This is a genomic window from Leptospira fluminis (assembly GCF_004771275.1).
Classification (GTDB): Bacteria; Spirochaetota; Leptospiria; order Leptospirales; family Leptospiraceae; genus Leptospira_B; species Leptospira_B fluminis.
This window is the reverse complement of the sequence record NZ_RQEV01000011.1, coordinates 20,065-41,924: the sequence shown is the minus strand read 5'-3', so window position 1 is coordinate 41,924 and position 21,860 is coordinate 20,065. Positions and strand designations below refer to the sequence as shown.

Sequence of the window (21,860 nt, the reverse complement as noted above, 5' to 3'; positions counted from 1 at the left end):
ACGGATCGGTCGGAATCAGTGTTTTGAATTTTAAATAGTAATAAAATCTAACTATATGAAAAATGAAATACCTGGAAAAGGTCAATCTCTTTTTAAAGAAAAAGCTGGATTTCAGAGAAGGGTCCAAAAAAAAAGAATACGGGGGTTTGTGGAAAAATGGAAGGTCTTGACTATTTGCTGATTCGACGGGATTTTACTCAGGAACGGAGCCTAGGTCGGCAACGAGTCGGAAATCTATGAAGAACGAAATCATTCAGACGATAGGTCAGGCCGTTATGCTATTCCAGGATGCTTCCGAAGCCTTCGATGATACGGCAGCGGAAGTGATGGGGCTGAACCGTACCGATCTGAAATGTTTGGGTATTATCTTCAGGAACGGATCCATTTCCCCCAGTGAGATCGCGAGAGTCACCGGACTTACTAGGGGGGCCATGACGACCGCTCTGGATAGGATCGAAAAGGCCGGTTACGCCAAACGGATTCCGGATCCTTTGGATCGCAGAGGAATCCTTTTGGAACTTACAAAAAAAGGGGAGTCCAGTATCGGTTCGATCTGGGGGCCGTTTATAGAAGTCGGGAAACGGAATTTATCCAAGTACACCTTGGACGAATTGAAGGCGATCCGACAATTCCTGGAAGACGCAAAGAACGCCCAATTCGAGCATATCGAAAGGGTTCGAAAATTAAAGCTGCCCAAAAGGTCCTAGGTCAGATCCGCTTCCAATCTCAAAAGTTCTCTTTCCAATTTTTGAAGATATTTCTGATCTCCGGTCATTCCGTATACCTGCATGGTTCCCTGGTAATATAGTAAAATCGACTCCGTCGTCCTGATTATTTTGTCCGGGTTTGCGTCGGGAAACGTTTTCAGTAGGTATGTCTCGAATACTTCCGTCCAGCGTCGGATAAACTCTCCTGTTAATTCCTGTAGCTCAGGCTCGTCGTGGGTCTGGTTCGCAAAGTTCGCGACCGGGCATCCGAATCGGAAGGTGGATTCGGTTCCGCGTTTTACCACACGCATCCAAGAGCGGATGAAGTCCGGGTAAGAAGATTTTCTATCCATTAGTTTTTGGAATAAGGCGAGGATGATTCTTTCCTGGGTCGCCAAGTAAGTCTTGCCTAGGTCCTTTTTGGAAGGGAAATGACGGTACAGACTTTTCTTAAAGGCTCCGGCCTGTTCCAGGATTTCATTGATTCCGGTATTCGGATATCCCTTCTCGTAAAAAAGATCCAAAGCCGCGGTTAGGATTCTGTCCTTGGCGGAGGGATCTTCCCTGACGGAAGGGTTTCCGTGAGAATTACGGTCCATATCGATCCTTCAGAGTATAAAAGAAGTAGACAGATTTGTCCACTGTTTTTATCCTGAGCATCGACGGGTGGACCGATCGGTCTCCCGGGAGGATCGGATGGAAACCTTAGGACTTCAATCTCAAACCTTCGGTTTGCAGTCGTTTACCTTCGATTTGCCCGTTCGCAGGGCGGATTTGGATGTGAACGGTCATGTGAATAACGGCACGTACCAAAGTTATTTCGAGGAAGCAAGAGAGGCGGCTTTTGCGGAAGCGGGGCTTTTTCCTACTCGAGCAAAGAATCTTCCCTCTGCCTTCGGCTCGGTTTTTTTAGAATATAAGGCGGAATTAAAGCATCCCGATTCCGTTCGGATTTTGACGTTCTTTCCGGAGGATCCGAAAGGGAATTGGGAGATCCGCCAAGAGATGTACCGGTTTTCGGACGGGGTATTTGCGGCTTTTGCAAAGTTTTCCGTCTTTTCTCCCGGGCAGGAACCGCAGCCTCCCGAGCTGAAAAAAGAAGGAAGATTCTTCGAGCATTCCGTTCCGCTTCGTTGGACGGACATCAGTCCGGAAAACCATCCGTATCTTTCCTCCTTGCAATACTATCTGGATGACGCCAGGATCAAGTCGTTTATCAACGCGGGTTTCGATCTGAAAGAGTTGAATCGTAAAGGCGTCGGGCCCGTGATTTATAAGGCCACTTTGGACTATTTCGATTCCGTTATTTTTCCAGAAACGGTTTCCGTTCGCACCCGTGTGGAAAAGGGAGAGAAGAATAGGCTTCTGTTCGTCCAGGATCTTTTCCGTACGGAAGGAGAGGTAGAGATCCACGTTTGTAGAGGCAAGTTTTATGGGATCTTCATGGACCTTCATTCCAAACGTCCGTTCCGTTTTTCCGAGGAAGAGAAAAAACGTTTTATGACCGACGAGAGTTGAGCGAAAGAGAGACGGCCAAAACGAGGATGGGCTTGCGATCCTGCGGACGTATGGGAATCGACAGTTCGATTGTTTAGGTCTTCGCTTTCGGAGTCGCTATTCCGAGATTACGAAAACCACGCGTCGGTTTTTTTGGCGATTTTCGGGCGTATCGTTCGGTGCGATCGGGGTGGAATCTCCATAGCCGACGGTTTGAAGTCGCGTCGGATCTATTTCGTGGCGGGATTGTAGGTATTCCGCTACGGCTTTGGCCCGATTTTCGGATAGGACTTGGTTGTCTTTTTCCTTTCCGACGTTGTCGGTATGACCTTCGATCCGGATCTTGAGATTCGGATCCGCCTTTAGAATTGCGGCAAGTCGATCCAGTTCCGGCTCGGAATCTTTAGTGAGTTCGAACCGGTTCGTTTCGAAGAAGATATTATCGAGTTGGACCTGTCTTCCTGCAGCTATAGTAGGGAGAACGAGTTCCGTCAGTACCTTGTCCTTTTTTTCCGAAGTAGTGAGGTCCAAGTTTCGGGAAACGGTAAGGTATCCCTTCTTTTCCACGTACATTCCGTATTTCTGTCCGTAAGGGAGTACTATGCTGAAACTGCCGTCCTTAGGATCGCTTTTGGCGCTACCCAACTTGGAAAGATTTGTTAGAGATTCGTAATGTATTTCGGCGGAGAGAGGGTTTCCGTTTTCGTCCTTGACCCTTCCCTCCACTACGACCACCGCTCCGGGACGGAACTCTTCCGGCAGATAGGCCATGTACAGTTTTCCTTCCTTGCTTAGGTAGGCCCATTGACTATTTGCAGGTATGGAAAAGAAATTCGCTCCTTTGAGGTTTTCGGAAACTTCCGTCGGTTTGGTCCACCTGTCCCATCCTTCTCCGATTCTTCTCGTGACATATACGGAAATTCCCTTATGTCCGTCGCTGGAAAAGTACAGGGTTCGGTCGTCGCTAGCCAAGAACGGAGCCATCTCTTCTTTTTCCGTGTTGATCCCGTTGCCGAGGTTTTGCCCGAAGACATAGGTTCCGTCTTCCTGCCGAAAGCCGACGTAGAGATCCAGTTTTCCCACCGAATCCTCGCGTTGGACGGAAAAGATCAGGACCTTTCCGTTGCTGGAAAGAGTGGAGCCTCCGAAGACTTCCTGGGACGGATTGGTCTTTTTTCTATATTGATTGTAAAACCCGGGGAATTGTATGATTTTAGGTACGGACCAGCTTCGATTCTCTTTATAGCTCCGATAGAGGGGGACTCTTCGGGCGAGGGCTTCCTTTTTTTTACGGTATTCCTCTTCTATAGATTCGATTTTGGAATGGACTTCCGGATCTCTGTCTATATTCCGATACGCTTCCCTTTTCCGTTCCTGCAGTTCGTCCTCCAATTTTCTTTTCTGTTCTTCGTCGTCGTAACTTCCGAACAGGAAGAGTTCATTGCCGCCGGATAGCGCTGCGAGAACCGACGTCGGTAGTTCGTTGTTTAGTGGAGGAGGCATTTCCTTTCCGTCCTTCCAAATTCCGAATTCGTCTTTTTCCGCTACCCAGATTCTTTGGGTTCCGTGCCTCCCTTGAGGCCGAAAAACGGTCCAGAACAGGGATTTTCCATCCGGAGATACGATCGGGTTGATAGAGTAGAGGCCGCGACCGACATAGTCCGGAATTTTTTTCAGGGTCCAAGGAGCCAATCCTGTCTGTTCCGCAAACGGAGAAAGATCGAAGCGGAGAGGTTCGCAGTTCTTTCCCTTCATCTCGCAAAGGATTCGGATGGTCTCCTTTTCGTGCCTGGATAATTCCGGGCCGAGGTCGTTGGAGATGAGGGTTACGAATTCTTCTCCGGAATGAAGGAGTCTTCCGAATTGGAGTAATTTTCCTTCGAGAACTTTTTCTTCGGCATTCAGTCCGGAAAAGATGGAAAAGAAGAGGAGTAGGAGCCGGATCCATCTGCGGAATCTCATAGGAAGGTCTTTCGGGAACGTTATTTTTTCAGGGAATCGTTGGAAACGAATTTCTTTTCCGTAAAGACGTATCTGTCCCTTGGGTGATAATCCGTTTCCATTTTGCAGAGTCTTCTTACATTTTAATTCTTTTAGCTTTGCCGAAGTAAGTATTCTTATGTAGCATATCGCCAATTCTGTCGGTTTTCCTTTTTTTCAGCCGTCTTCTTGTAAAATTGATTAGAATCTTTCAAAATGCCGATTTTCTGCAATTTTTGTTGCACAAAAAAAGCAAGTACCGACTATCCTATTATTTGGTATTAAATATTAAATAAATATATGTTTCAGGAAATCAGCATAAAAGAAACATCTCCGAATCTTTCGGTTCCCATTGTCTTTTGGCGATTTCTGAATTTTGTTTTTGCGATTTTTGTGCGATTTTTCCTGGGTCTTCTCTTTTGTATTTTGACGTTCGGTTGTAAGGCGAACGATAATTCGACCGCCAGCGCTATTTTGTCGGCTTTAAGTCAACTGTTGCACGGAAGCGGAAGTTCGAATTCCCTATCCATTGGACAATCCTTAAACTTGAACGGTAATTCTAGTCCTGCCGCGTGGGGAACGGTGGTGGACCCTAGCAATGCGGGCACAGCCATCGGAATCGCATTGCAAAGCTCTAATATTCCAGTAATGCTCTTCATGTACAATAATAACGGGGTTCCGCTCGGAGTGGATGTTAATGGGGACGGAATCCAGGATTACTATTTCTGTTTTTCGCAGAGTACGGTCACTTTACGAACAGGCATCAATTGTTCCGGAAATCAGGTACTCGTTTTTCCCGGGCAGGGATATGACACGAATGGCGACGGGGCTCCGGATAATCTCATTCTTTCTTCCATCGTTTCCGATACGGTCGCTCCAAGTAGCGTGATTTCTCCGAATTCAGGCACTTACGGCGGACAAAGAACCGTCACGGTCGTTTGCTCGGATAATGTCGCTCCGGGAGATATAGCGTATACTACCGACGGTACGAATCCTAGTTTTAGTCCTTTGGTAGGTAGAGTGTACGATGCTCCTTCGACGAGTTTTACCGTCGGTACGGCAGGAGACGGAACTTACACGGTAAAATATTTTTGTAGGGATATGGCCGGGAATTCGGAAGTATTACATATTGCCGCATACCAGATCAATCATAATGTTCCGAATATCACTTTTGTTAGCGGCTTAAGCTCTCCTTATGTCAGCGTGAATTCGGGAGCGGTTCCTTCCTCAAGTTTTTCCTGGCAATCGAACCAATCCGGAAGTTATACGATCAGGCAAAATGCGACGGGCTGCTCCGATGGAACTATCATCGGAAGCGGAACGGTCACCGCAAATACGACTGTTCCGAGTTCGATTTCCGCTAGCCAGTTGTCCGCCGGTTTGAATTCCATCTATATTTGTGTCGCGGCGGGTTTGACGGGCTCTCTTTCCTTCAATATCAGTCGGGACGATATCGCTCCGTCCGCTAGCACCAGTCCGGGGGCAGGAGTTTTCGGTACTTCGCCTCAGAATATTTCCTTGAGTTGCATAGACACGAGTAGCTGCACTGTGGCGTACACTACAGATGGTACAGTGCCTGCCATCAATTCTCTTTCCGGAACGGTTACGAACGGGTTGACTTATTCTGGAACTCCGATTGCGCTTTCAGGTGGAACTACTGCGATTCAATTCATCGCTCGGGACGGAGCAGGAAACCTATCCGGCGTGAATAGCGCTACGTATACGATTAATACCTCCGTAGCCACGATTACGGTAAATTCCGTGACTCCGCAATCTATTAGCGCTTCAGTTAGTTCAAACGTAACCGTAGTTTGGCAATCCAGTTCGGCAGGCACGTACCAAGTTCTCGTCGGAGGGACGGATTGCACTAGCGGTTCTTTGGCCGGGGGAACGAACGTAGGCGGAAATGCCGCGGCGGCGACTCCGATCACATCCGTTTTAAATAACTCTAATTTTGCGAACGGCTCCAATACCGTTCGGATCTGCGTGGCGAATGCGAGTATCGCTCCCCAGTATGGAAGCTCCAGCTTTATCGTTACTAAAGACAGCGTGGCTCCGACGATCCAGTCTTCCACGCCTGCCAACGGAAGTTTCGGAGTAAGCCCGAGTTCGGCAAGCGCGACGATCGTATTTAGCGAACCTATGAACACGAGCTTGTCCCAACTCCCAGCTTCCTATGTCAATGCGTGTCCCGCTTCTTCTTCCGGAACGGTCTATTTCGAAGCAGATTTATTCGACGGGTCTTCCTTTAACTGCACTGATGTTACCGCCGTTTTTACCTGGCTGAACGGAGGTACAAATCTGCAGATCAATCTATCATGGCTGGCTTTTCCGGAGAATACGAAGATTCAATTTACGATTCCCGCTGCAAGTTTGACGGATGCAGCAGGAAATCCTCTTGCTGCCGCGTCCCAAATCGTGTTTACCACGGCTCCGAATCAGAAGAAATTTCCGATCCTGCAATCCGGTCAAACGGCTTGTTGGGACGCTAACGGGAATCCTGTCCCTTGTTCCGGGACGGGGCAAGACGGGAATATCCAATTCGGTTCGGTTCGGAATTACCTGGTCACGGCTACCGCGAGTACGTCTATTATCCAAGACTCCGTTACGGGTCTAGTTTGGAAAACTTGTGCAACGCCGGCGGATTGGGAAATCAAAACAGGTGCTTGTACCAAAAACAGCACTACCATAGTGGGTCCTTGGACCTATTCCGTGGATAACAGCGGTACTCCTTCGAAATTTTCCGGCTTAAACGCCTGCTCCGTGCTAAATGCTTCTTCTTATGGGGGCATCAGCACTTGGAGACTTCCCACATTGGCAGAATTGGCCACCATTTCCAAATACGGTTCCGGTGCCAGCCCGGCAATCGACACGTCCGCTTTCACGAATCCTACAAGCGGGCAGTCTTCCAACTATTGGGTGAATTTTTGGTCCGCAACCGGGAATGCGGGGAACGGGTTTTATGCTTGGGCTCTTAGTTTAAGCGACGGTTCTGTTTCTCCGATCACGAAGCCGAATGCGAACCAAGTATTCTGCGTTTCCGGTTTGAATTCTACTGCAGTTGCCCAAGGTTTTTCCGTCAATAATGCGAACGGTACGGTTACGGATAATGCGACGGGATTGATTTGGGAATCCTGTACCGCAGGGCTTTCCGGTTCGTCATGCTCGACAGGTACTGCAATCACCTATACTTGGCAAAACGCATTATCTAGATGTAATGCACTTACAACCGCCGGTAAATCCTGGAGATTGCCGAACGTAAATGAGCTTAGATCTCTAGTGGATTATTCCAAAAGTAGCCCTGCGATTGATACGACTTCCTTTCCGGGAACGGTCTCTTCCTATTATTGGACTTCGACTTCGTACGCTCAATCGCCGTTGAACGCATGGTACGTATATTTTGCAAACGGCCAAATGAATCCTTATACAGCAAAGAGTTCCGCTTACTATGTTCGATGTGTCACAAATTAATTTTACGATCGCCTTTCAATTCCCCATTATTCCGTGCGGAATAAGACTCGGTGTACTTTTTTATTCCGAGATAGGTGATCCTTTTTGAAACGTTTTTGCCAACATTTATGTATCAAAACAAAATAAGTGCAAAGGAGAAGGAAATTGGTTTGCGCATTTAGGCTTCAATTTTGAAGTCTTCGTTAAGAGGGTTTAATTCTCCCATAAATTCGTTTAAGTAAGTCCAAAAAATTCTTTTTGTTTCAAACTTTGACGATCGTTCGTTTCCAGATTCAAATATGCTTTTTGTACTCATTTATACAATTTCCATCTTAAGCACATCGAGCATTGGATAGCCATGATGGAAAAACGGATCATAAGCGCGTTAGATAAGGTTCTTCTGGATCGCAGATTCTCTCCAGCACGATTACTCTTGTCGAGAGTCGTTCTGATACGGCGAATTTCATTCGGACTTTACTATGTTTCCCTTTTCGGACTTTTTTTTCTCCAATCTGTTCCGATCAGAAGCGAATCTCTTAAAACCAGCGGTTCACGACCCAGAATTCCTTTGAATATGGATCGAGCCATTTTGATCGGGACGACGAATAACATTTTATTACGCACGCTGGAATCCAAGAAAGACATCACCAAATTGGTGATCACGGAAAAGTGGCGGGAGTTTTTACCTAAGGTGGGAGTCCAGTATATGGGTCTTCGGAATGTCAACGTCGGTTCTTTGGACAACCTTTACAACGACGTGCGACTTACCGTCCAGCAGCTGGTCTTTGATGGAGGGGAGACAAGCTTGCAAGTGGAGATCGCAAGATTAAACGAAGCATTAAACGAACAGGATTTTAAAATCAACGCAGCAAAGATCAAATTAGACATTCAGAAGGCGTATTTGAAATGTCTCTCGGCCAAAGGTAAGGTCTTTTTAGGCAAAAAAGCCGTAGAGAAGATGGAGGAATCCTTAAGGAAAGCTAAGGTCGAATACAGCCAAGGATTGATTTCCCGTATTCAATTCACGGAAACCTCCAATAGGATCCGGCAAGCACAATATACGTATTTAAAATACAAAAACGAGTACAATCAAAGTTTACTGGATCTGAAACAGGCCTTGTCCCTTGACTTTCATGTGGAACTAGATCTGGAAGAGAACCTATTTACAGATTTTGTCCTGAATTCCCCCGATTTCGATGTGGAGGAAGCGGTGATCCGTGCAATTAATACGCGCGAAGATTTGAAAAAATCCCAACTGATCGTGAAACGTCTCAAAAACGAGAAGAAGATCGCGGACAATTATTGGATCCCGAAAGTTTATCTGGGCGGTTATGCCGGTAAGAACGGTAATGATTTTCCTTTGAAGCACGATATCTACGGGGTCAATTTTAATCTCGTCCTGCCGCTCGGTAGCAACGTAGTGCAATCGAACGGAAACTTGGGGGTTCAGAAAGACGGCACCGGTATCCAAACGTATCCCGGTTTCGGTAATCAAACCGTCGGACCCGGGATCAACGGTTACGAATCCAGTAAGATCCAGTTCTTCGATAATCTCTCCTATTCCAGAAAGATTATGGAGGGAGAAGTCCAATTGACGGAAGCTCTGATGAACAATAAGAACCTGGAAAATCAGGTCGGTTTGGAAGTGCAGAAGAGCATAGATCGCGTAACAGAGGCCTGGGAGATGATGAAAATTTCGAATTCCAGCGTGATTCTGAATTGGGAAACTTTGAAAATCAGCAACGTAAAAATGGGAACAGGACAATTCCGAAAGGAAGAAGTTTTGAGCTCCGAATTGGAATTTCTGAAATCGCAACAGGAACTGACCGATTCTTTGGCCGGTTATATGATCGGTTGCTACGAGGTCGCGTTTGCCGCTAATCTCGATTTGAATCATAAGAAAATCATCCAGTACGAAAAAGGAAAGGGGAATTCCGTGATTGCGGCCCTGCTCTTCAACCGAGATCCTAGAAAGGCGGCGGGGGTAGTTCCGATAAGCGAGTAAGGCCCCGGCAAATCCGGAGTAAGCAACATTTTTTACGGTAATTTAACGTTATGAATATTCAGTTTTTTAAATATAATATCTCTTTGTTCTCAGTTCTCTGCATTGTCGTTTCTTTGGGGCATTGTCAAAAATTGTCGAATAAATTGCTGAAATTGGATCCGTTTATCGGGGAAAGTCTTCCTCCGAAGGTTTTGTTCAGCAATCCCACCTCCGGTGCCCAAAATCTTCCCACGAATCAACAATTTTCCGTCGGTTTCAGTAGGGCGATGAATACGAACAGTTGTCAGACGGCGTTTACCATGTCTCCAAGCACCTCCGGTTTTTTCAGCAATACGAGCGGGATCATTCTTACGTTTTCCCCTTCCGCAGCTTTGAACAACGGTACCTATACATTTACGTTGACGAAAGCTTGCGAGGACACGAACGGCCTGGATATAGAAAATCCGTTCAGCGCCTCCGTCGCGATAGGTGGCTCTGCTTCCTCAGGCACTTTGGGATCGAATCCCGGAGTGACAAATATGTACGTGTATGCAGGCACATCAGCTGCTTGTAATGTAGCAGGCGCGACGTTATCCGATTTTTTGAACGGCTCCGTCCTCAACGCCTGCATGGGGAATCCGAACCAAAACCAAATCGTCATTAACTTTTCCCGTGCGATGGACCCGAATTCCACTACGGCGGCCATTTCGATCAGCCCTAGCGTTTCCGGCAGCTATGTTTGGGCTTCGAGCTCGGTTCTTACTTTTACCCCCGATAATCCTCTCGCCTACAATCAGAGATATACTTTCACGGTAGGCGGAAGCGCCGCCGATTCAGGCGGAACTCTGATGAAGCAAAGCGTTCAAGGGAGTTTTCTTGTAGGTTCCGGTAACGCCGCACCTAGTCTTTCTTCCGCTACCGTTTTGGCCGGCTCGCTGGCAGGGTGCCAGGCGGGGATTGGTTCCGCTTCAAATATCATAACGGGAAACGTTACCAGCGCTTGCTTGGGGAATCCCACTTCGAATACGATCGTCTTTAATTTCTCTCTTCCGATGGATCCCCAAAGCGCTCAAAATGCGATCACTTTCTCTCCCGCGATTTCGGGTAGTTTTACTTGGTCAGGTGGGAACCAGACTTTGACCTTTGTCTCCGATACGACTTTGGGTTTCGGTACCCGCTATACTGTGGCATTGGCCACCTCGGCATTAAGTTCGAGCCTGGTCCCTTTACCACAAGCGGTGAGCGCTTCCTTTGTTGCGGGAGGTATCAATCCTTCTCCGTCCGTTCAGGCGATCGGCGTTGTGAGCCAACCAGGTTGCGCGCAATCCTTTCCGGGATCGGGTAGTTCCACCGGTGGAAATTGGTCATTGGGTTTCTGTTGGTGGGATTATTCCCAGCAGGTATTGTCTCCCAGCGCTTATCAATTTAGGGGGGGGGACGATGGTAAGAACGATGCAGCTTCCTGCTCGGACCAGACCACCGACGATTTTAGGATCATTTTCAATAATTATATGAACACGGGGGCGACGATCAGTGCGATCAGCTTAAGTCGGATCACCGGTACTTCGACAGTGATCCGTCTTTCCACCTGGACTTGGAAGGACTGCCAAGCGTCGTATCCTTACGGTTGTAGGGTTGTGGACCTGGTGTTCTCGGAGATCGAGTCGAGTTGCGGGGGAAGTAGCGCGTTCGGTTCTTCCGGAGACTACAATATGACGAATGCAGGGTTGGATTTCACTTCCGCGATTCCATACACCACGATCACGGTCGATCCGAACGGCCCGGTCTACAGTCTTCAGGTCGCCAACTCGGCTACGGACATTTACGGTCGGGCTTTGGCCGCACCCTTTTCCTTTTCATTCGTAAGTCAATGAAGGAAAAATCGTCTAACACATTTTACGAGGTAATCTATCCATGAAACGGATACTGAGCACAATCTGCTTTACGGTTTTTGTAGCTAATTGCAATTATTTTAATACCGGCACAGTCCGGTTGGCCACTAAAAAACAGACCGTGAAGTCAGTTTATCTCCTGGGTTTTATCGAAAATCGGGACAATCATTTCGATCCTTTTATTACAAAAAATTTAATTAGTATGCTGAAATTCGAGCTCCTGGACGCCGGTTACGGAATCCTTTCGATCGAGGATTTCGTAAAAGTAGGCGAGGAAAACAGCCTAAAGCGCGAGCCAGCGGCAGGCGCGGGGGATCCGAATAAAGCTTTGCTAGGCGGGGATTCGGGAGGGCACTTGCATTCCGATCTGGGTTCACGTTTGCTCAAGGAATCCGAAATCAAGTCCGTCCAGAATGTCGCGCAGTTCGATTTTTTGATCCAAGGCGCGGTGGTTATGGGAGACAATCGTAAACTCCTGGACAAGACGGAAAGCGGAATCGTATTTCTGGAAGTCTTCGATAAATCCGGGAAAATCGTGAGTAGTATCAATTACACGATCGAGGGAAGAGTGATTACGGAACCGGAGTTGTTGAAGGCAATCTGTACCCGAATCATCGATAAAATAGACAATCGACAGGAAAAAAAACCTTGGTGGAAAATCATCTAATGCTTCGGAAGGATTCGATCAAGAAAAGAGTTTGGATTTCGGTAGTCGTTCCGATTTTCTGTTTCGCTACCCTCGGCAATTGCGGTCCGGACGAGAAAAAGTTGGATGAAAAATACGGCAGAGCGCAGGCTCTGTTTGGGGCGAATAAAAGGGCGGAGGCGACAAAACTTCTGAAAGAGATTTATGAAGCGAAATCCGATTTTAAGGATATCGCTTTCGTATTAGGGAAGGCTTACTATTATGATCTCAAATTTCAGGACGCGATCCGTTGTTTTCAGGATGCTTCTAGCAAGGATCGGGAGAATCTAGTGCCGTTATTGTGGGTGATTAAGTCCCAATTCGCCGCCGGGATCCGGGACAAATCGATTTTCGAAAACATCCAATCCTACGTAAAACGGGACGCGGGAAATATCGAGCTATTGTTCATGAACGGGAGATTGTTAGAGGAGGCGGGTAAAACGGATCAAGCAATTCAAAGTTACAATCAGATCGTAATGCAAACCTTGCCGCTTGCTCTTGCCCACAAAAGACTGGCCGAAATATATAAAAAAGCGAATATCCCTGCTAAGGCGGATTTCCATCGGAGGAAATTCGAAAACCTTAGGGGCAACGATTGATTTTTTTCCGAGTATATTAAGTAGTATTTTATGTCATTGATCCGGTCCATTTTATTCGGCAAGCTAGGCAGAATCGTCCTCTCCGCGACGGCGATCTATTTGGTCCTCTATTTTCTCTATTCCAGGTTCGCAAAAAACAATCCGGATTCCTTTCTTTCTAAATCCGGTTCAGCCATTTTTAAACCGTTCGGATCCGGAAAGAAAGATGCGGGAGAAATTCCGGAAGCAGGAGATCAAAGGGGAATGCCCGTCTCCGCCAGACAGGTGGAATCGAAGATGCTTTCACCTAATATAGACGTTTCCGGTCTGATCGACTTTACTGATAAGGTGGATCTGTTTTCAAAAATTGGCGGGCGTCTGGATAAGATCTTCGTCAAGGAAGGAGAGGACGTTACACTTGGTCAGAAACTGTTTCAGGTGGAAAGTCTTCAGATGGAACTGGAGTTGATGAAACAGCAAGCAACTCTGGAATCATCCAAATCGCAGGTCCGCCTGGCTCGGGAAAAATACGAAAAAGCCAAGATGGGTATTTTTGCCAAAATCCAGGAAATGGAAAAGAGCAAAGTAATCTTTGAAAAATCCAAAGAAGAATTGGAAAAGGCGAAGAATACTTTTTTCAGTATAGAAGAAGTTTATAAAGTCGGCGGTTTAAGCCGGGAAGAATTCGAAAACGCCAAATTGAACCTTACTGCAAAGGAGTCCGGTTTCAGTATCGCAAAGCGGGATCTGGAGATCCATAGCATCGGTTTGACCGATGAGGACATTCTCCGGAACGGTTTTGCTGTTCCTAAATCCAAGGAAGAAAGGATCAATCTTTTGAAGGAGATCAATACGGAAATCGAAAAGGCGGAGCTGGAAGTTGCCCAAGGAGTCATGCATTCTCACGAAGCACAGGTCAATTCCACTAAAACCATGCTCAAAGAAGCGGTAATTTATTCCCCCATTAAGGGCGTGGTAGCAAAGAGGTATAAGAACGAAGGAGAATTGCTTTCCGGTTCCGGAGGAAGTCAGCCGGCATTGACGGTGATCAATATCGATAAGGTTTATGCGGTCTTTAATATTACGGAAACGGAATCCACGGTCCTGAAAAAAGGGATGCGGGTGGACTTTACCGCAGACGTTTTCCGAGATTCTAAATTTTCGGGGAAAGTGACGCTGATCAGCCCTCTTGTGGATCAGAAGGCACATACCGTGGAAGTGCGGGCGATCGTAGAGAATACCGGAAAGAAACTCAAACCGGGTATGTTTATCCGCGCAAACATCGTACTCGGAGATCCTACACCGACGATTTTAGTCCCTTTGACTTCCCTGGTTTCGACCGAAGCAGGTCAGACTTCGGTGTTCGTCCTAAGGGACGGCCGTTGCTATTCCGTAAACGTGCAAACGGGTAAGAAACACGGTGAGGACGTAGAGATCGCTTCGGGCATTCAAAACGGGGATATGATCCTGTTGGACAAGTTGTCTCAACTTAGAGACGGGATGCCGGTCAATCCTACGATCCTGCGTTGATGGAATTCATCCTAAAATTCTGCGTCCGTAAGCCGATCACCATCTCCATGATTTGGTCGGCTTTGGTCCTTTTCGGGCTTATCGCGCTGCATAACCTAAAAATCAATCTGATGCCCGAATTGGAATTTCCCAAAGTCACCATCATGACGTACTATCCCAATTCTTCCGCAGAGGAAGTGGAAAATCTGGTCACCAAACCGATTTCGGATTCGGTCGGCACGATAGGAGGGGTGGAGTCGGTGAATTCGGAATCCATGGAAGGAATGTCTTCGGTCACGGTTCAGTTTTCCAACCGGACCTCCATGGATTATGCAATTCTGGACGTCCGGGAAAAAATCGACCTTGTTCGTGACAGCCTTCCTCAGGATGCGAGTAAGCCTGTCGTCACCAGATTCGATCCTTCCCGATCCGCTTTCGAAGAGATCGTGATTTTTCCAAAGGAAGGAGTCCGGGAAAAGGATTTGCGCTCCTTCTTGTCCGACAACGTGAAGGTCTATTTCGAAAGGATAGAAGGTCTGGCGGCAGTGCAATTTTCCGGGGGATATAAAAAGGAAGTCTCGATCGAAATCGATTCGGAGAAGATGAATTCCTACGGTATTTCCCTCTTCGATATCAGACGGTCGCTTTCCTTGGCGAACGTGAGCTATCCGGCGGGTACCTTGCCGGTCGGCGATAAGGACTATTTGGTTCGAGCCGTCGGCGAATTCAAATCGGTGGAAAGCATAGGGGAGGCGATCGTCGGGAACAACTCGCAGGGAGTTCCGATCCGTCTTTCCTCGTTTAGCGGTATCCGGGAAGGATACCGAGATCGCACCGGGATCGCGAGATATAACGGCAAAGATTGCGTCATCGCGTATCTCTATAAGGAATCCGGCAAGAACTCCGTAGAGATCTCGCAGAAAGTCCGGACAGAGTTGGAAGAGATCAACAAAAAATTCAGCCGTGAGATCTCCGCGCAGATCGTGTACGACGAGGCCAAATTCATCAGCGAATCCATTTCCGGAGTGACGAGCTCGCTGATTTCCGGGATGATTCTCGCGTTTTTGGTATTGGTATTCCTGCTTCGGAATTTAAAGAGTCCGATCATTCTTTTGACCGTCATCCCTGCCAGTTTATTTTCCACATTACTTCTTTTCTATATTTTCGGCATCTCCCTGAATATGATGTCCCTAGGCGGTATGGCTCTCGGAGTAGGTATGCTCTTCGATACGAGTAACGTGGTTTTTTCCGCTATCGAAAGGAATTTGACCCGCGGAGCTTCCGTTCAGGACGCGTCGGTACGAGGTACCTTGGAAGTCACAGGTTCGGTGGTCTCCGCGACTTTGACCACGGTGATCGTCTTTTTACCCATCATTTTCTTTAAGAGTATCATCGGAATCGTATTCGGGGAAATGGCTCTGGCGATCACTCTGGCGCTTTTTATGAGTCTTTTCGCCTCCCTTACCCTGATCCCGATGTTGACTTCCGTTCTCTACGGGATCCGGATGGAACCGAAATTCCTTACGGATTTCGTTTTTCAGCGTTCCGAAGAATTTCATAGAAACATTCTTTCGAAATACGAATCCAAATTATCCGGCTATCTGGATCGACCCAGGCCTTTGTTTTTACGGATCGCGGTGTTGTTCGCGATTTCCTGTCTTTTCGTTTTCGTTTTACCGATGGAGTTTATTCCAAGGGTAGATACAGGGGAGTTTTCCATCCTAGTAAAGACAAAGAACGGCTCCTCGCTGGAGACTACCTCGGAGGCGATCCGCTTCATCGAAAGTAATCTTTTGAAAGAACCGGATGTTCAAAGCGTCGTTTCCAGAATCGGCTTCGAAGAGGATCAGATCGGCTCCCGAAAAACGGGTAGCTGGGGGGCGAATCGGGCTTCAGTTCGAGTGGTTTTGAAGGACGACGCGAGCGTCTCTTCGGCCAGATTCATTTCGCGGATCCGTAAGAAATTGAAATTTACCGAGGATATGGAGATTCATTTCGAGAACAGCGGGGACGTACTGTCATCTGTGGTCTCTCCCGATTCGAACGGTTTAAGTTTGGAGATTCAGGGAGAGGATTTGAAAACGCTACGTTCTCTTGGAGCAGATTTGAAATCCAAATTGCCCAAGATCTCGGGAATCCGCGACGTGCGGGTGAGTATGGAGGACTCCGCCACCGAATATGCGCTCAGCTTCGATTCGGTAAAATCGAGTCTTTTTAACCTATCCAACGATTATCTCTCCAATTATCTTAGAATGGCGAATTACGGTTCTGTAGTTACGAAGGTGAAACTAGCGAATAAAAGCAGCGACGTGAGGCTTTTCTTCCAGAAGCAGGACGTCGATTCGCTGGATAAAATCCTATCGATGAGCGTGCAATCACCGCAAGGAAATCTGATTCAATTGTCCCAGATCGGAAAAGTCGATCGATTGGATTCTCCACTTTCGATCCTTAGGTCCGGCAATTCCCGAGTGAATCTAATCACCGCCGATGTGGACTTCGGCGAATCGAACGATCCTTACGGTTCCGTAAAGAATCTGATCTCCAAGATGCAGTTGCCGGAAGGATATCGAATCAAATTTTCGGGAGAACAGGAGAACATCGACAAGTCCTTCCAGGACCTGACATTTTCCTTCGTACTTGCGATCGTTCTGATCTATATGCTTTTAGCGAGTCAATTCGAATCGCTGTCCTATTCCTTCGTCATGATCTGCGTGATTCCTCTGATGTTCATCGGAATCTTTCCCGCTTTGTTCCTGTTCGGTAAGAGCCTGAACGTCAGTTCCTTTATGGGATTAGTATTGCTGCTCGGGGTGGTGGTGGATAACGCGGCTTTGTATTACGAATATGTCCATCTTTTGAGAAAAGAAAATATCCCCCTAAAAAAAGTGATCACTGACAGCGGTAAGATCGTATTAAGGCCGATCCTGATGAACAACGCCACTACTATTCTGGGATTGTTGCCGATCATGCTGGAGCTACAGAAAGGCACGGAATTCCAGTCGCCAATGGCAATCGTCGTGATCGTAGGTCTTTTTACCTCCTTTTTCTTCAGTCTTTATCTGATTCCCATCCTGTTCTTTTATCTGTTGAGAAAAGAGGAAAGGGGAGTCGTATGAGCGGAGGAACTCCTTTTTTCCGAGAGAGGCCACTTACCGTAGCCATGTTTCTCGGAGGGGCAACTCTATTTGGAATATTATCTTTTTTTAAAGTTCCAATAAATCTTTTCCCTTCCACCGAATATCCCGGACTTTCCATTTCGGTGGACTTTCCGGGGGCGGACGTTCCATTGGTCGAGGAATTACTCACCATTCCGATCGAGGAGGCCGTGTCCAGCATCGGAGGCATCGAAGAAATGCGTTCCTTTGCGGAGAGAGGGAAAACGGAGATCCATCTGGAGTTTCAGAAAGGGAGTTCGATGGATCTCAAGAGTTTGGAGGTGAGAGAAAGAGTCGATGCGATCGCAGGTAATTTTCCTAGAGAAGTCCATAAGCCGGCGATCTTTCATTATGACCCGGACCAGAAACCGATATTGATCGTCTCCATCGAAAGCGAAGCGTTCGATTTTACCACTCTGAGAAGTATCGCAGACCATGAGGTAAAGAGCTTTCTGGAAAACATAGAAGGTGTCAGTAAGATCGTGGCATCCGGAGGAAAAGTCAGAGAGGTTCTGGTCGCCTGCGACCTGCAGAAATTAAGGGCTTACGGGATCGATTTGCAGGAAGTGCAAAGGGTGATTCAGGCCAACAACAAATCGGCTTCGATCGGATCCGTACGAAAAGACGGTTTGAAATATAACCTGCTTTTGGCCGGAAAATACAAATCCATCCGAGAGATTCAAAAGCAACCTTTGTATTCTCGCGAACAGGGAAGGATCTTCTTTTTGGAGGATGTAGCAGACGTTTCTTTTTCCTTTCGGGATGAGGAAAGCGCATCCAGATTCAGCGGGAAGGAGATCGTCAGCGTTTTTATCTATAAGTCTTCGACAGGAAACATATTACAGATCACTAAGGAAGTCGGGGAAAAACTGGAAGACCTGAAGATCCCGAACGTAAAGTTCCGGATCGTTTACGATCAAGCGGATTCGATCCGAAAGACTTATTCGAACGTTTCGATCTGTTTTCTGATCGGAATGGCGTTGTCGGCGGTCGCTTTAAGAAGATTCGGCAAGAACACCTTGTCGGATGCGACGATCACTCTTCTGCTCCAGTTTCCACTCAATTTCTTCTTCATCCAGTTCGTGTTGTTCGCTCTGAAGGTCGAGTTCGATCTGATCGTCGCGGCGGCGGAGATAGCGGGTTGTGGTCTGTGGTTGTTCGTTTATAAGTTCCTATGTGAGCGCAGGGATTCTGATTCGGGGGTTTTCAAATTCAGGAATACGGTCGGAGAATCGACGAGTCTTGTCGTAGTGATTCTTGCTCTTTGTCTTCCTCTGTACTATTTGGATCGGGATACCGGTCAGTCCACCCTTAGGTTGGGAGCGTTTTTGTCCCTGTATCTCGTTTTATCTTACGTTTCCTTTCCGCCTCTGAGTGCATCCGTAAGAATGGTACGGGAAAAGTATCTAAAATCTTTTCATTCGGTCCCTTTGCCAAGCGCAACTCGGCACGCGAAGCCCGATCCGTCGATATCGGAGAAGGCGAGTTCCTTTCCTTCGAACCGGCTGTTCGCACTCTTATATTCGGCGGTTCTGATCTTGGGAATTTTTCGCTTATTGCAAGCGAATAAGGAATTGTTCTATTCCACGGAGAGCAAGAGGGTCGTCGGGTACGTGGAATTGCCCGCCGGCTATAATTTCTCCCAGACGAATTCGATCACTAAATCCGTAGAGGAGAAGATCCTGAAGGCCGGCGGAGCCAAGGATGTCACCTCTAAGGTGGAACCGGGACACTCGTTTTTGGTCGTCTCTCTGGATTCTGGCACCTATGCGGACGATTTTATCGAGAAGATCCGAAAAGGGATCGGGAACGTAAGTCCGGCTTTCCTTTATTTTTCCCGCGAGTCGGAGAGCTCGAAATATAAGGAAATTCGCATAGACGTTTTGGGCGACGACATGGACAAATTGGATTCTTTGTCCAAGGATCTGGCTGCAAAAGCCGCGGATCTAACCGGCGCGGAAGACACGATCCTGAATTATAAATCCCCACGCGACGAATTGGAGCTTTCCTTGAATAGCCCCAAAACTTCCGGAGCATCTTTGACCAATTCGGAGGTGGCGAGTTTTTTAAAGACGGCCATCCAAGGTTCCGTGATTTCGAAGTTCGTTACGGATAACCGGGAGTTGGACATTAAGATTCGTGCAAAGCAGGAATTCCGGAATTCGGTAGATAGTATAGAACGATTCGTAGTCAAGAATCAGGCAGGTAAGTACGTTCCGATCCCCGAAGTTTCATCCAAAAAAGAAGCGCGCTCCCCGGTCCGGATTTCCCGCAAAAATAAAAAACGCACGCTCTCATTTTCACTTCGGAGCTCCCGTAGCGGAATTCGTTCCTTACAGTCGAGGATCCCGGAGCAACTTTCACAGGGCTTACCGGAACATTACAGGATAGAATTGGGGCGTAATGTGGAAAAGGCGTCCGAAACGGAAAACAGATTGTACGCGGTAATTGCATTCTCCTTTTTTCTGATTTATATGGTATTCGCCTCATACTTCGAATCCTTTTTGCGTCCGCTCGCGGTGATCACTACGCTGTTGTTCGCGTTTTTTGCGAATCTTACGATCTGTAGTTTTCTTTTCGGAAAAATTTCCTTGCCGGTATATTTGGGTTCGTTGCTTACGATTGCAGCCTCAGCGTTTCACATCCTCTGCTTGAGTAAGGTTTCCCGAGATACGGAATCGGAACCGAAGCGAGAAATTTTTTTGCTGCTCCTAACGCTTTTTTTACCCCAGATCATTTTTGCCCGGGAAGGCGGAGCTTTTTTGATGGAATTGGAGACGACCTTTTTATGCGGGATCGGGTTGTCGCTCTTGCTGACTCCGAGGATCTTTTTCCGCATAGAAAGTCCGTTTCGAAAGGAAGGGATTTTTGCCGGCATCTCCGACAAGTTTGTTCAGCCGGTTTCGATCCGAAAAAAACAGGGTAAGACGTTTTGATTTTCCCTTTGAGGTATTTTATGGCAATGCTCGATCGATTTAAAAGCAGATTCAAGCTTCCGAGCAGAGAGAAAGCGATCACCGGGATCTGTTCCTTGTTTTACCCCTTCCATTGGAAACATTATGCGTTCCTTACGGTCGGGATCGTAACGGTTCTGGTTCTTGTGCTACGGATGTTGAATGCACCGAATTGCATTTCCGGTAATTGTAAGGAAGGTTTGTCCACGATCCAATTCAAAAACGGGGATGTGTACGATGGGATGGTGGAAAATTCCAAACCAAACGGTAAGGGAGTTTTTCGAAGCGTTTCGGGAGAATATTACGAGGGGGAGTGGGTGCGAGGCTTGCGCCAAGGTCGCGGTCTTTTACGTTCCTCTAACGGGAATTCTTACGAAGGAGATTTTCTTCTGAACCGGAAAGAAGGTTTCGGGACGTTTCAATGGTCGGATGGAACAGCCTTAGAAGGAGTATGGAAGAACGACCTGCCGGAAGGGGAAGGCATTTTGCATTTGCCGGAAGGTCCGGCTCTGAAGGGGAAATATGCAGGAGGTCGGATTTTCGACGGGAACGGGATCTTTATTTTCGGAGACGGTAGCAGGTACGTCGGTCATTGGAAAAACGGTCAGCGGGAAGGAAAGGGCGTTCTGTACGGTCCATTCGGGAATCTTGTTTTCGAAGGGATTTGGGCGGACGACCGGCCGGTCCGCAAACAGTCCGTAGAGGAAGCGAAACCGACGGCTTCCGGAAAAGTGCAGTCAGGAAAACATCCTAAAAGGGGTAAGAAGAAATGAACGTTCTTGAAAAATTGAAACTGCGTTTGAAGGATAATTTATTTACCAGGGCGTTTCTGGAAAACCTAGAATTCAATCTCCGTCCGAAGGAGACGCTTTCCTTACGTCCTAAGGACTTTCTGATCGCGACGGCTAGAATCTATCTTCTTTTTTTAGGCGCGTACGTTCTGTCTAACGTGTTTGTTTCGCTTTTTAATCTGGGTTATCTGAATGAGTTCGGAGATAGGATGAGGGAATATTACGAGCAAGGTCGGATCGGTTGGGCGATGTACGCGATGAATTCGTTCCCGTTCAATATCTTTTTGATGGCGGCTTTCAGCATTCTTTTCCAGTTGTATTCCGCTACGACGAGTTATGCAGCGTTGTGGATCTTGGGGGAGCCCGATCGGTCCTTTGCCAGAATGCTTGGGATCGCGTTTTCCACAGGTACGTATTTTCTTTTGGCGTTCTTTCCGATTTTGATTTCGTATAACCTTGTTCCGCAATCGGTTCAGAAGGACACGTTCAAGATGTCGTTCTTTTTAGGATTGAACGCGGCGTTTCTGATTTTAGCGATTACGGCGCAGTGCATTTTTTATGTACGGATGTGCCGATCCATCTTTCAACAAAATTTTGGCCGGGCGATTTTGACCTGGCTCGGACCGTTCTTATTTTTCGTAATTGTATTAACTACGAATCTTTAATCCGTTCCGTGCA

14 protein-coding genes are annotated in these 21,860 nt (G+C 47.3%); 12 read left to right on the top strand and 2 right to left on the bottom strand.

From position 1 onward, the window contains the following. The first annotated feature begins 236 nt into the window (after positions 1–236). Positions 237–707, top strand: a complete 471-nt coding sequence (locus tag EHO61_RS10265) for a MarR family winged helix-turn-helix transcriptional regulator (protein WP_135813518.1) — start codon at positions 237–239, stop codon at positions 705–707. On the opposite strand, the gene EHO61_RS10260 is transcribed toward EHO61_RS10265, so the two are convergent. Continuing rightward, positions 704–1,306 carry a TetR/AcrR family transcriptional regulator gene (locus EHO61_RS10260; protein ID WP_135813517.1) on the bottom strand — a complete coding sequence of 201 codons (603 nt, stop codon included), beginning with the start codon at positions 1,304–1,306 and terminating at the stop codon, positions 704–706. The two genes, EHO61_RS10265 and EHO61_RS10260, sit on opposite strands and share 4 nt — an antisense overlap. Positions 1,307–1,403: 97 nt before the next feature. Here EHO61_RS10260 and EHO61_RS10255 point away from each other — a divergent pair, with 97 nt between their 5' ends. Then, a complete protein-coding gene (locus tag EHO61_RS10255; protein ID WP_135813516.1) occupies positions 1,404–2,225 on the top strand; it encodes a thioesterase family protein in 822 nt (273 codons plus the stop codon). 96 nt (positions 2,226–2,321) lie between these two features. On the opposite strand, the gene EHO61_RS10250 is transcribed toward EHO61_RS10255, so the two are convergent. Continuing rightward, the gene (locus EHO61_RS10250) at positions 2,322–4,166 is read right to left on the bottom strand and encodes an OmpA family protein (RefSeq protein ID WP_135813515.1); all 1,845 of its coding nucleotides are present in this window, start codon (positions 4,164–4,166) and stop codon (positions 2,322–2,324) included. 564 nt (positions 4,167–4,730) lie between these two features. Here EHO61_RS10250 and EHO61_RS10245 point away from each other — a divergent pair. The 10 genes from EHO61_RS10245 (at position 4,731) to EHO61_RS10200 (ending at position 21,847) form a co-directional block, all read left to right on the top strand. After that, positions 4,731–7,655, top strand: a complete 2,925-nt coding sequence (locus tag EHO61_RS10245) for an Lcl domain-containing protein (protein WP_167884853.1) — start codon at positions 4,731–4,733, stop codon at positions 7,653–7,655. Positions 7,656–8,082: 427 nt separating this feature from the next. After that, entirely contained in the window at positions 8,083–9,639 is a 1,557-nt protein-coding gene (locus EHO61_RS10240; protein WP_425460350.1) for a TolC family protein, read from the top strand. A 50-nt stretch (positions 9,640–9,689) separates the two neighbouring features. Then, positions 9,690–11,492: an Ig-like domain-containing domain gene (locus EHO61_RS10235; protein WP_135813513.1), complete on the top strand. Its 1,803-nt coding sequence runs from the start codon at positions 9,690–9,692 to the stop codon at positions 11,490–11,492. Between the two features lie 40 nt (positions 11,493–11,532). Next, positions 11,533–12,177: a lipoprotein gene (locus tag EHO61_RS10230; RefSeq protein ID WP_135813512.1), complete on the top strand. Its 645-nt coding sequence runs from the start codon at positions 11,533–11,535 to the stop codon at positions 12,175–12,177. Then, positions 12,162–12,794 (top strand): tetratricopeptide repeat protein, encoded by a 633-nt coding sequence (locus EHO61_RS10225; protein ID WP_135813511.1) that lies wholly within the window; start codon positions 12,162–12,164, stop codon positions 12,792–12,794. The genes EHO61_RS10230 and EHO61_RS10225 overlap by 16 nt, the downstream gene beginning before the upstream one ends. A gap of 36 nt (positions 12,795–12,830) precedes the next feature. After that, positions 12,831–14,303, top strand: coding sequence for an efflux RND transporter periplasmic adaptor subunit (locus EHO61_RS10220; RefSeq protein ID WP_425460349.1), 1,473 nt, complete (start codon positions 12,831–12,833; stop codon positions 14,301–14,303). Next, entirely contained in the window at positions 14,303–17,398 is a 3,096-nt protein-coding gene (locus tag EHO61_RS10215; protein WP_135813509.1) for an efflux RND transporter permease subunit, read from the top strand. The genes EHO61_RS10220 and EHO61_RS10215 overlap by 1 nt, the downstream gene beginning before the upstream one ends. After that, positions 17,395–20,373: an efflux RND transporter permease subunit gene (locus tag EHO61_RS10210; protein ID WP_135813508.1), complete on the top strand. Its 2,979-nt coding sequence runs from the start codon at positions 17,395–17,397 to the stop codon at positions 20,371–20,373. Before EHO61_RS10215 ends, EHO61_RS10210 begins: the two co-directional genes overlap by 4 nt. Next, entirely contained in the window at positions 20,370–21,164 is a 795-nt protein-coding gene (locus EHO61_RS10205; protein WP_135813507.1) for an MORN repeat-containing protein, read from the top strand. Before EHO61_RS10210 ends, EHO61_RS10205 begins: the two co-directional genes overlap by 4 nt. Continuing rightward, positions 21,161–21,847 (top strand): hypothetical protein, encoded by a 687-nt coding sequence (locus EHO61_RS10200; RefSeq protein WP_135813506.1) that lies wholly within the window; start codon positions 21,161–21,163, stop codon positions 21,845–21,847. The genes EHO61_RS10205 and EHO61_RS10200 overlap by 4 nt, the downstream gene beginning before the upstream one ends. The last annotated feature ends 13 nt before the right edge of the window (positions 21,848–21,860 follow it).

Bases quoted from the DNA above. Each gene is read 5' to 3' on its own strand.
- EHO61_RS10230 (WP_135813512.1), top strand. From the start codon at position 11,533: ATGAAACGGATACTGAGCACAATCTGCTTTACGGTTTTTGTAGCTAAT.
- EHO61_RS10250 (WP_135813515.1), bottom strand. From the start codon at position 4,166: ATGAGATTCCGCAGATGGATCCGGCTCCTACTCCTCTTCTTTTCCATC.
- EHO61_RS10260 (WP_135813517.1), bottom strand. From the start codon at position 1,306: ATGGACCGTAATTCTCACGGAAACCCTTCCGTCAGGGAAGATCCCTCC.
- EHO61_RS10200 (WP_135813506.1), top strand. From the start codon at position 21,161: ATGAACGTTCTTGAAAAATTGAAACTGCGTTTGAAGGATAATTTATTT.
- EHO61_RS10235 (WP_135813513.1), top strand. From the start codon at position 9,690: ATGAATATTCAGTTTTTTAAATATAATATCTCTTTGTTCTCAGTTCTC.
- EHO61_RS10215 (WP_135813509.1), top strand. From the start codon at position 14,303: ATGGAATTCATCCTAAAATTCTGCGTCCGTAAGCCGATCACCATCTCC.
- EHO61_RS10265 (WP_135813518.1), top strand. From the start codon at position 237: ATGAAGAACGAAATCATTCAGACGATAGGTCAGGCCGTTATGCTATTC.
- EHO61_RS10255 (WP_135813516.1), top strand. From the start codon at position 1,404: ATGGAAACCTTAGGACTTCAATCTCAAACCTTCGGTTTGCAGTCGTTT.
- EHO61_RS10210 (WP_135813508.1), top strand. From the start codon at position 17,395: ATGAGCGGAGGAACTCCTTTTTTCCGAGAGAGGCCACTTACCGTAGCC.